The organism is uncultured Roseobacter sp. (assembly GCF_947493125.1).
Classification (GTDB): domain Bacteria; phylum Pseudomonadota; class Alphaproteobacteria; order Rhodobacterales; family Rhodobacteraceae; genus Roseobacter.
On the sequence record NZ_CANLQB010000004.1, the window covers coordinates 462533 to 473251 of the forward strand.

General features: G+C 61.1%; 9 protein-coding genes and 1 pseudogene. 3 read left to right on the forward strand and 7 right to left on the reverse strand.

All coding sequences use genetic code 11. The features are described 5' to 3' along the window. Positions 1 to 35 precede the first annotated feature (35 nt). A complete protein-coding gene (locus Q1A71_RS11440) occupies positions 36 to 728 on the forward strand; it encodes a Crp/Fnr family transcriptional regulator (RefSeq protein WP_299675660.1) in 693 nt (230 codons plus the stop codon). Positions 729 to 741: 13 nt separating this feature from the next. Here Q1A71_RS11440 and Q1A71_RS11445 read toward each other — a convergent pair whose 3' ends face one another. The 7 genes from Q1A71_RS11445 to Q1A71_RS11475 are packed head-to-tail and all read right to left on the reverse strand — an operon-like array spanning position 742 to position 9207. Then, entirely contained in the window at positions 742 to 1644 is a 903-nt protein-coding gene (locus Q1A71_RS11445; protein WP_299675662.1) for an FAD:protein FMN transferase, read from the reverse strand. Then, positions 1641 to 2153 carry a nitrous oxide reductase accessory protein NosL gene (locus Q1A71_RS11450; protein WP_299675664.1) on the reverse strand — a complete coding sequence of 171 codons (513 nt, stop codon included), beginning with the start codon at positions 2151 to 2153 and terminating at the stop codon, positions 1641 to 1643. Before Q1A71_RS11450 ends, Q1A71_RS11445 begins: the two co-directional genes overlap by 4 nt. Beyond that, positions 2150 to 2971 (reverse strand): ABC transporter permease subunit, encoded by an 822-nt coding sequence (locus Q1A71_RS11455; protein ID WP_299675666.1) that lies wholly within the window; start codon positions 2969 to 2971, stop codon positions 2150 to 2152. Before Q1A71_RS11455 ends, Q1A71_RS11450 begins: the two co-directional genes overlap by 4 nt. Further along, positions 2968 to 3870, reverse strand: coding sequence for an ABC transporter ATP-binding protein (locus Q1A71_RS11460; RefSeq protein WP_299675669.1), 903 nt, complete (start codon positions 3868 to 3870; stop codon positions 2968 to 2970). Before Q1A71_RS11460 ends, Q1A71_RS11455 begins: the two co-directional genes overlap by 4 nt. Continuing rightward, entirely contained in the window at positions 3860 to 5107 is a 1248-nt protein-coding gene (locus Q1A71_RS11465; protein WP_299675672.1) for a nitrous oxide reductase family maturation protein NosD, read from the reverse strand. Before Q1A71_RS11465 ends, Q1A71_RS11460 begins: the two co-directional genes overlap by 11 nt. Positions 5108 to 5110: 3 nt before the next feature. Continuing rightward, a complete protein-coding gene (gene nosZ / locus Q1A71_RS11470) occupies positions 5111 to 7024 on the reverse strand; it encodes a TAT-dependent nitrous-oxide reductase (protein ID WP_299675675.1) in 1914 nt (637 codons plus the stop codon). Between the two features lie 23 nt (positions 7025 to 7047). Beyond that, complete coding sequence (locus Q1A71_RS11475; RefSeq protein ID WP_299675678.1) at positions 7048 to 9207, reverse strand: NosR/NirI family protein; 2160 nt, start codon at positions 9205 to 9207, stop codon at positions 7048 to 7050. A 313-nt stretch (positions 9208 to 9520) separates the two neighbouring features. Here Q1A71_RS11475 and Q1A71_RS11480 point away from each other — a divergent pair. Then, positions 9521 to 9976: pseudogene (locus Q1A71_RS11480) on the forward strand (NnrS family protein); the annotation flags it as partial. Positions 9977 to 10056: 80 nt separating this feature from the next. Next, positions 10057 to 10719, forward strand: a 663-nt coding sequence (locus tag Q1A71_RS11485) for an NnrS family protein (protein ID WP_299675681.1), incomplete at its 3' end; no start/stop codon positions are given.

The window sequence follows — 10719 nt, forward strand, 5'->3', positions numbered from 1 at the left end:
ATGAGGCTAGAGAGTAAGACCAAGGATCACACGCCATGGATGTCGGCTTTCTAAACGACCAAGACCGTGCAACGCTCAAGCGGTCAGTGCTGTGCTCAGCCATGACCGGTGACGAGCTGTCAAATGTGCTTGCAAGCGGCACCGAGACTGCGCTGCGCAGGTCGGAGTACCTGTTCGAGCAAGGCGATCCTGCGATTAATCTGTTTCTTGTCTTGGAGGGTTGGGCGCAGGTCACGCGCGATGAACGCGACGGATCCCAGACCTTGATTGCGACGTTCCACAAAGGCGACAGCCTCGCAGAAGCGGCGGCCTTTCTGGGCAAAGCCTACCCGGTCTCCGCGCAGGCGATGACGGATTTGCGCGTCTTGTCCATCAACGGCGCGATGCTGATGGATATCATGCAGAAAAACCGTGAGGTGTTGGCGCAGTCGCTTGCCTCTGTCTATCACAAGCTCCACGATCTGGTGGACGATGTGGAATGGCTCAAGGCGCGCACCATTCGCGAGCGGCTGGCCAAATTCCTCTTGGATCAGATCGACACGCCCGGCCAGGAGGCCGAGGTTCGTTTGCCCTTCAGCAAATCGCTGATCGCGGCAAAAATAGGCACCAGCCCACAGCAGCTGTCACGCACGTTCATAGAGTTGCAGACCTTCGGGGTGCAGATCAAAGGCGATGTGGCCATGATCGACGACCGCAAAGCCCTGCGCGAGTTGATCCTCAAGACCTGAGAGGCCGAAGAAGTCACGTCCGATAGACAAGCTGCGCCGTTGGAAAGTGATTGAGCATGTCGTCCATCTCGGCGGCTGTCAGGCAGCAAGCCGCCGTAGACAAAGCATCCGCAACCGCCGCGCTGTCATGGGTCACGCTGAGCGTCTGCCAGCGGTCCGCCGGCTGACCGTCGCGCGCATCAACGATATGGCCTTTCCCGTCGGGCAACAGCGTGCCGCCGGGTGCGGAGGTTGCCAGCGCACGATCCCTCAGGGCGAGTTGCGCCACCAGCGCACCCGATGGGTCCGCGATGCCGACCCGCCAACCACCGCCGCCGGGGCGGTGCCCCAACGCACGCTGTTCACCGGCATCGGCGACAAGATCTGTCATCCCTTGACAGCGCAACAGCGCGGCGATGCGGTCAGTGATGTAGCCCTGCGCGATGCCGTTGAGCGTGAGCGCCATGCCCGGTTTCAACACGATCTCATCTGCGGAGTACATCACGTCGCTCAAATCACCGTGGGGCAGAGCAAAGGTTTCGCCGGTGACGCGCGCGCGCCAAAGCGGCTGCACCGAAGGATCGAACGCCCCGAATGAAGCCTCCCGCACGGCGCGCGACAGACTGAGAACTTCCAACAGTTCGGGTGCCGGATGCACCAACCGGCCCGTGCGGTTCAGAACCGACAGTTCCGAGCGGTTTTGGTAGAGGCTGAAGATCGCTTCCAGACGGGCGATCTCGTCCCGGGCCTGCGCAAAGATTGGTTCGGCCTCCTCCGTATGGAGACCCGCCACGATAATCTGGGACGACGCGCCCAAAGCCACACCGTGCCACCGCGCGACCGGCGCGTCAGCCTGCGCGCGCGCCGACAGCCCGACCAATGGCACGACGGCGGCAATCTTTAAAAACCTGCGACGGTGAAAGCCTCTCGCGCTCATTCGCCGCTCTCCCGCTGAAAGACGAGTTCCACCGGGGCCAGGAAAGCACTCTCGGGGATATCAGTCATCTGGTGAATCGTGCCGCCAAAGCGCGTGACAAAAGTTTGCGCACGCGCGGCATCGGAGAAGGGGACAAGCTCTGGCGCCCCCATGCCGCCGACCTTGCCGGAGCCCACCACGTAATGCGCGTCCTCCGCCAACATCCAGTTCTCGGCGCCAGGGGTTTCCCAGGCAACGGTCGACATATCATTGACGTAAATGGCCGCAATGTAGCCGTCCTGCTCGGCGCTCGAGACATAGGTGAAGGCGTCCCGAACCTGGGCGAAGAAGATCGGATCGGGCAGACCGCTCAAAAATATCTGCGCCTTTGGGCCCGGATGCTCTGAGATGTTCATCATGCAGTAATGCGCCAGGTTGTCGGCGGTTAGCGGCATTGGGTCAGGCAGCTCGGTGAGCTCCTCCTTGCAGGCGATCACCGCAAGCAATACGATCAAAATCAGGTATCTCATGGCACCCTCCGTGCAAAAGCCACGCGCGCCAGCAGCAACCCCAATACCGGCCAGATCAGCAGTGAGGCCAGTGCTGTCCAGCGCGGCAGGACGGCTGCTGCGGCCCCCATGCCGGTGACCAACGCCTGCTCGGCAGAGGCGGTCACGCTAAAGAGGCGCAATGCATCCGCCGGGTTGGCCGCAAGAACCCAAGGGAACACCTGCCGACTGAATACCCCGCCATCGTCCCAGATCACCAGCGCCAGCAACACCAGATCGTAGAGCACCACGAGAACCAGCCAGACAAACCCGGCGCCCCCGGCAGCAGCGGCGACCGAACCGCTGAAGGCCGAAACCACGTAACCGATCGCGATGAATGCCGAGCCCAAGAGCACCGCACCCAGCATCAGCCGCGCCAGCGCCAGAGCGCTCGCCATCCCAGCTCCACCGAGCGCAAAGGCAAGCAAACCCGCGAGGCCAAAGCCGGTGATTACGGCAATGGTCAGCCCGCTTAGATGGGCGAGGAACTTGCCCGCGAGCAGCGCGCTGCGCGATACAGGGTACGTCAGCACCAAAGCCAACGATCCCCGCTCAGCATCCCCGGCAATTGTTTCAAAGGACATCAGCAGCGCGACCAAAGGCACCAGATAAACGGCCAAGGTCGTCATCGAAGCCACGGAGACCGTCAGCAGATCCACGCCCAACGCGCCGGAGTTTGTAGCCCCCGACAGCGTCAGCGCCAGCGCGAAGACCGACAGGAGCCCCGTTGCGGTCAGCAGCCAGCGGTTGCGCCGCAAGATGCGAAACTCTGTCGTTGCGATGGCGAGCACCCGGATCATGCGCGCTCCTCCTGTCCGGAATAATGGCGATAGAGATCTTCGAGTGAGGAAGGGATGATCTCAACATCCGCGACCTGAGCACCCATGGCGATCACCTCGGCCAGCCGGGCCAGTTTCTGATCCTGCGTGACAGCGAATTCGACCTGCGCCCCGTTGATGCGCCGCCCGCCGAACCGGTCAAACAGCGCGGCTGCGTCGTGCTTGGCCTTGACGCGGATGTGGATCGGCATCGCGGCGCGGGCAAAGAGCTCTTTTAGCGACGCGTCCGCAACCATCTGCCCATGGCGTAAAATAGCGATCCGGTCGGTGCGGGCTTCGATTTCGGTGAGCGCATGGCTTGCGATGACCACACCTGTTCCACCCGCCGCCAGACTGTCGATCAGCGCATAGAGATCGTGTCGCGCCATCGGGTCGAGGCCGCTCGTGGGCTCGTCGAGCAGCGCCAACATCGGTTTGCCTAGAAAAACCTGTGCCATACCCAGCCGCTGACGCATCCCTTTGGAATAGGTACCGATACGCCGGTCGGCCGCATCAGCCAGGCCCACGTTTTCCAGAAGCGCATCGCCGTCGCCTGTCTTGACCCCGGCAAGCCGCGCAAAGAGCCTGATCTGTTCCCGCCCAGTCAGAGCGGGATGAAAGGACACAGCCTCGGGCAGATAGGCCACCGCCACCCGCGCGGCAACGGTGCCCAGCGGCTGGCCTGCGATTGAAACCGTGCCACTGTCGATCGGCAGCAGCCCCAGGACTGCTTTCATAAGGGTCGATTTTCCGGCGCCATTGTGCCCCAGCAACGCCACCCGCTCGCCGGCATGCACCTGAAGCGACACGTCACGGACGCCGTGCGCCCCAGCAAACTGGCGCGTCAGCCCAACCGCATCCAGAACCGGCCTATCCGCCATGAGACACCCCCCATTCCGGCACGTCCACCTCAATGGGGCGCATCAGCGGCGCGCTGTCCATCACCCCGCCGGGGGTCAATGCCGGAAAGGCCGATTGCGCCCACTGCACCAATTGCACCGCGGGCGAGCCCATCAGCAGCCGTGCCGCGGGTTGCTGCCACAAGACCTGATCGATGCTGTCGTTGGGCCGGTAGGTACCGTCGGCGATTCCATCGCCATCCAGATCGGTCGCGACAAAATCCGACCAGTAGTTCCCCCGGCCCTCGGTCGCCCAGTCCAGCCATTTGGTCGAGACATATTTCACCTGCGTCCGGTTGCCGACAAAAGCGTTGCCGGTGACCGCATTGCGTTCCGACCCGGCGGTGAAATGGATGCCGATCCCGCAGCGCTCGAAGCGGTTGTCCGTGATCTCGTTCTTATGCGCGTTGTAGACGAACAGGCACTTTTTCGCCCCGTCCTGCACGTAGTTGCCGCGCACTTCCGAGCGGTTGGTAAAGTTCAGCATGACCCCGTGATCGCGATCACCAATGGAGACATTGTCCACCACCTTCACATGCCGCGAATACATCACCGCAAAGCCCAGATGGTTGCCGATGGACAGGTTCCCCGTGACCTCGCTGTCGTTGGCATACATGTAATGCACGGCAAAGCGCAGATCGCGGAACCGGTTGCCATGAAAGACATTCCGCTTGGAGGTGTTCACGAATATCCCGTCCCGCCCCCAGCGGATGTCATTGCCCTCGACTGCCGTGCCCGGCGCATTCCAGACATAAACGCCATTGCCGCGCTGGTTCATCCGGTGGCCCTGACGGCCTTCGATGGTGTTGCCGATGATCTGCGCGTCCTGCGCGCCGTGCACGTCGATGCCGTAGAGATTGCCTTGCAAGAGGTTCCCCCGGATTACGGCACCGGTCGCGACCTTGGTCAGGGTGATGCCCGCGTCCTTGGTTGCGTGATCATCCCCCGACCCGGTGATACGCAGGCCCTCCACCTGCACGCCCTCTGCGGCCACCGTGATCACGGAGCCCTGCCCCCCGCCCTCAAGATGGACACCCGCCCCGCCGATCACGGTGATCGGGCGGGACAGATGCACCGGGCCCAGGTAGAGACCCGGCTCCAGCCGCACCACCGCGCCCGGCGGTGAGGCCTGCACCAGCGGCTGCAAAGGCGTCCCGCCAGCGAGCCCGGGGCCCGCGAGCACACTGAGGAGGAAACCAAACGCCTTGATCAACCACATGGATCAGCTCGCCCGTGGCTCGACAAACATTCGCCCGCGCATTTCCATATGCAGCGCGTGACAGAACCACTGGCAGTAGAACCAATGCACGCCGGGGCGGTCCGCGGTGAATGTCACCGATGAGGTCTGCTGCGGCCCCACCTCCATCGCGATCCCGTGGTTCGACAGACAGAACCCATGGGTCACATCGTCGATATCATCGAGGTTCGTGACATAGATCGTCACCTCGTCGCCCTGCGTGACCGTGAACTTCTCCAGGCTGAACTCAGGCGCAATCGAATACATATACACCCGCACCTTGTTGCCATCGCGGATGGGCTCGGGGTGCCCGTCCTCCAGGTCCACACCGTCTGCTGCGGCCTGCTGGCGCGCGGCATCCCAGCCGGGATCATCGCGGCTGTAGATGTTCACCGGGTTCACCTTCGAGGCATGCACGATGATACTGTCATGCGGCTCTGCAAAGGTCGGCCCATCATGGACTACCTTCATCTCATCGCTGGAGATATCGATCAGCTGTTCGTTCTCAGGCTTCAGCGGCCCGGTGTTCAGGAACCGGTCTTTCGAGAACTTATTCATCGAAATCAGCCACTTGCCATCGGCCTCTGCGGTCTCGCCCATCGAAGTTGAGTTGTGCCCGGGCTGGTAATGCACATCGACCTTGGAGATGATCGGATCCACATCCGCACCGCCATAGGCTTCGATGGCCTTCGCCATGTTCCACTTGGCCACCTGACTGTCGAGAAAGAGCGTGGTGAAGCAATTGCCCTTGCCGTCAAAGGCCGTGTGAAGCGGCCCCAGACCCAGCTCGGGCTCGGCCACGATGCAGGACCGTGGATCAGCCCCTTCGAACACCGCATCGACAAGTGTGACGTCAATTACCGATACGGTGGGCGACAGCTTGCCGTTGATGACGATGTGCTGCTTGTCGGGGGCGGCGTTGCAGCCGTGCGGGCTGTTGGGGATCGGGATGTACCGGGTGAACTGGCTTTCCGCCTGCTTGCGCCCATCGAGCACCCGCACACCGTTCAGCAGTTGCCCGTCCCCGGCGGCCACAGCCTCTTCAATGGCCTTGATGTTGAAGACGACGCAGTGATCGGTCTCATTCGCCGTCATCTCCGCCAAGTTCATACCCATCTCGGAGTTATAGGACGTCGCAAAGGCATATTTGCCCTGATAGTCCGCATCGCAATTGTCGAGATTGCCGCTGACGATCACCTGCCATGCCACGGTCATCTCATCGCCATCAATCGCGGTGAAAATATTGACGTACTCCTCAGGTTTATCCAGCACGGAGCCATCGTTCACCAGCGGCGCCTCATGCTCGCCATTGGCAAACACATAGCCGGTGCGCGGGTACTTCTGCGGGCGCATGCCGTGGATGTCCTGCGCGTTCGGGATCTCGATGATCTTGTCGCATTTCATGATATCGCAGCGGATGCGAGCGACCCGCGTGTTGGCCTTGTCATTGGCGAAAATATAGCGCCCGTCATAGGTGCCGTCCGTGAACGACATATGCGGATGGTGCAAATCGCCGTTGTCGTAGGTCTTCATACCTCGCTTGGCGAGCATCTCTTTCGTTTCGGGCAGAAGCCCCTCGGTCAGGACTTGAAGGCTCTCGTTGGTCTGCCCCCAGCCGGTTGCAGAGCAGCGGTTGAAGACCGGAATGCGCATCAGCTCGCGCATGGATGGAAAGCCCAAGATGCGGACTTCGCCGGTCTGGCCCGACGACCAGAAACCATAGTATTCGTCCAACTCGCCAGGCGCGAGGTTGAAAGCCCCTGGCGTCGCCTGCGCTTTGCTTGCGCTCCCCAAAAGCCCCGCACCCCCTGCGGCGGCCAGTGCGGCGCCCCCGGCAGTCGCGCCCATGAGCTGACGGCGGTTCAGCCTCATCCGCGCTTTGCGTTCTTCTTCTGACATCATCCCTCTCCTTCTTCTTCTCTTTATGTCTTTTCCAAAACGGGTGGATTTTGCGAAAACGCCCTCAGCGCTTCTGTGGCGGCGCCGGCCTTTGCCCGCCGCTTGAGTTGCTGGATGATGACCGGGCATTTCGCCTGCGATTGGTAGAGCACCTGGCAATGCAGGCAGTTCACGCATTCATTTGGGTTGATCTCGCCCGTGGGGTGAATGGCCTGTACCGGGCATTCGTTGGCACAGGTATGACAGGGGCTGCCGCACTCGCGATAGCGCTTGAGCCAGTCGAACATCCGGATGCGCGCCGGGATCGCCAGCGCCGCACCCAAGGGGCAGACATAGCGGCAATAGAACCGCTCCACGAAAAGCCCGATGGCCAGCATACTCAGCGCAAAGACGACAAAGGGCCATTCGCGGGCAAATTTCAGGATGATTGCGGTTTTGAACGGCTCCACCTCGGCCAAGGCCTCCGCACGCGGCAACGAGGTGAGCGAGACGGCAAATATCACAAGAAATATCATATACTTGGCAGGCCACAGCCGCTCGTGTAGGCCCCAGGGCAGCGATACCTGCGGGACCTTGAGCGCTCGTGCGAGCGTGTTGGAAAGCTCTTGCAAGGCGCCGAAAGGGCAGAGCCAGCCGCAATAGGCCCCCCTGCCCCAGAAAAGCAGCGCCGCGGCGATGGCAAACCATTGGATGAACACCAGCGGATCAAGCAGAAACGCGTCCCAGCTGAACCCGGTGCGCAGCGCGCCGCCCAAGGCCAGCAGGTTGACAACCGACAGCTGCGCGTTAGTCATCCAGCCGAGGAACACCAGCGTCATGGACAGAAACCCAATCCGCAGCCAAAAGAAAGCGCGCGCGTTCCGCGTGACCTGCTTTTGGAAAAAGAACAGTCCTGTCAGGACCGCCAGCATGCCCAGAAGTACGCCGATCTCGATTTGCTTATCGCGCCAGACACGCTGCCACAGAGCGGTCTTGGCTGCCGCTTCATCCGCCACAACAGGATGCGTCACCGCAGCCGCATTGATGAACCGGTCAGGCAATTTATAGCCCAGATCTAACGTCACAAACGCCTTGCTGACAGCTCCCGTGGCGCGCTGCACCAGCAGCTGCAAACGCCAAGGCGCAGCCGGGTCAAACTCTGCCTCCGCAGGAATCTTGAAGATGTCCAACTCCGCAAAAGCGGGGCTGTCATCCGGCGCCAGGCGCCCCAACCGCTTGTGATCGCGGTCAAAGAACCGGACGGCACGGTCGCCCTGGATCAATTGAATGCGGTCGAAAATCCCGCCGCGCACATACCCCGATCCTTTGAACGAATAGGTTCCACGCCCGGTCACCAGGATGGCCTCTTCGCCCTCACGCAGCCAGGTCTGGAGATTATCGTATTCCGCAGATCCCAACAGCGTGCGGCCAATCTCTGGAATGCTGACAATGGCGACTGTCATCTCGATGAAGGTGTCTTCGGGCGCGCCGCGCTCCGGGCGGGTGATCGCCTTCTCATCGCCGCCTTGCTCAAACGCGCGGTTCACCTGGCCGATGTCCAACCGTAGAGTTCTGACGGATCCGTCCCCGGTGAGGGTCATCCAATCCGATACCACGTTACTGGATCGGTCGATCTCGCGCCTTGGTACGGCGATCTCTGGGGCCAGCCCGCCCAAAGACATCATCCGCGCGACCTTGATCCCTGCCCGCACGATACTGTCATCGATGACCATGATCGTGACCGTCGCACCGGAGATAATATCAAGTTCGTGCCCCGCGCCGCCCGCTTCGACCTCCGCCTTCAGGTCAAGCCCTTTGTAGCCTTCAGTCAGCGCGACGATCTTACTGTCCGGTATGCCGATCAGGACGATGGGTTCAGAGTGCTCGACCAAATGAGCTGCCATGATCCGGGCGTCAAGATCAATGCCCGCCACGACGTGAATGGGCTTTCCCGAATACCCGGTCGTTCCGACGAAATCCGACGTCAGAAAAACATATCCGACCGCACGGCCGCCACGCAGTATGGGCGCCACCTTGGTTTCAGGGTCAATGCCACCAAAGCCGTCCGCATGCTGTGCGAAATCCGTGGCCGAGAGCTCTGGCAAGAACGCCGCAAGTGTTTCAGCCGGTGCCGGGATCGCACCGATCAGAAAGCTCAAAAGTAAATAGCTGCAGGCCGCGACAACGCGTCGAAGAGGTGGCATACATGGAACCTCCTCAGACGGGTTATCTCCGACAGAGCCGCGGTACCTTAACCAAAGTCAAGTCGCGGCAGTGGAGGGTCAGCATCATGGCGGCCAGCCTTGAAATAGACAGAGCCTTCAGCTGTGGCGCGCGATGAATTCTGAACGGCTCCGTTCTTGTCGAACAGTCTACAGGCGAAGCAACGCAAACGATCAATCCGCGGCAATCGGCAAATGGAGAAGAAGAAGAAAAGACAGCTTGATCCAAAGCAAAGTTTCGCGCCAATTGCCCGATAGTCTGACAGAACATCCCAGTCTTTAGGGAGTCCGGCAGATGCTGATACACAAAAGCACACGGCCACGGCAGCTGGCCGCATTTTTCAGCTATGGGTTTCGCCCGTTCTTTTTAGGTGCGTCGGCCTGGGCTGCGTTGTCCATGGTCCTGTGGCTGAGCATGTTGTCGGGCGGGTTGCGCTTGCCCGTTTGGTTTGACCCGGTCTCTTGGCATGCACATGCCTTTATCTTCGGCTATCTGTCTGCGGTCATGGCTGGGTTCCTGTTGACCGCCGTGCCGAATTGGACGGGGCGCCCCGCGATAAGAGGCGCACCGCTGCTAGGTCTTTTCGCACTCTGGATTGCGGCACGGGCGGCGTCCTTGGCATCAAACCTTCTTCCGCCGCTTGTCTTCGGCATCCTGGACTGAGCAATGCCGATGGTTCTTGCCGTCATTTTGCTGCGCGAGATCGTAGCAAGTAAAAACTGGCGCAATCTGATCGTCTTTTCGCTGCTCTCGATGCTTATCCTTGGCAACGTGCTGTTTCATATTGAGGCACCGGGCTATGCGGCGGGGGGGGGCTGGGTCTGCGGATCATGCTGGCGGCGGCCGTCATGCTGGTGGCGCTCATTGGGGGGCGCATCGTACCCGCCTTCACCCGAAACTGGCTCAAAGCGCAGGGGGTCCGTGATCTCCCTGTGCAGCCCATGGAAATGCTCGACAAGGCCGCTTTACTCGCGATTTTCGGCGCGATGACGATCTGGATCTGGAACCCTGAAGCGCCTCTGGCGGCTCAGGCATTGATCTCTGCGGGGCTATTGCACCTGCTCCGCGTGTTCCGGTGGAAGGGGTGGCTCGCCCATCGGGAGCCCGCGATCTGGGTGATGCATGTCGGCTATCTGTTTGTTCCTCTGGGCGCGTTGGGGATTGGAAGCTCCGTCATGTCCAGTGTCCAGCATCTGTGGATGGCCGGTGCCGTCGGGGTGATGACGGTGGCTGTCATGACGCGGGCCAGTTTGGGCCACATGGGACACATAGTGGCCGCGACGGCGGGGACGACGGCGATCTATACCGGGGTCCTTGGCGCGGCACTCTTGCGCGTTGTGGCGGATAGCTCCTCGTCATGGACTCAGGTTGTTCTGACAGTGTCGGGCTTGCTTTGGATTGCAGCCTTCGTTGGGCTGGTCTTCCCCCACTTGAGTGGTCCTCCGCTATGTTTAGGAAAGCGGAGGAAAGACATGGCCAACAAGCGACCAAAG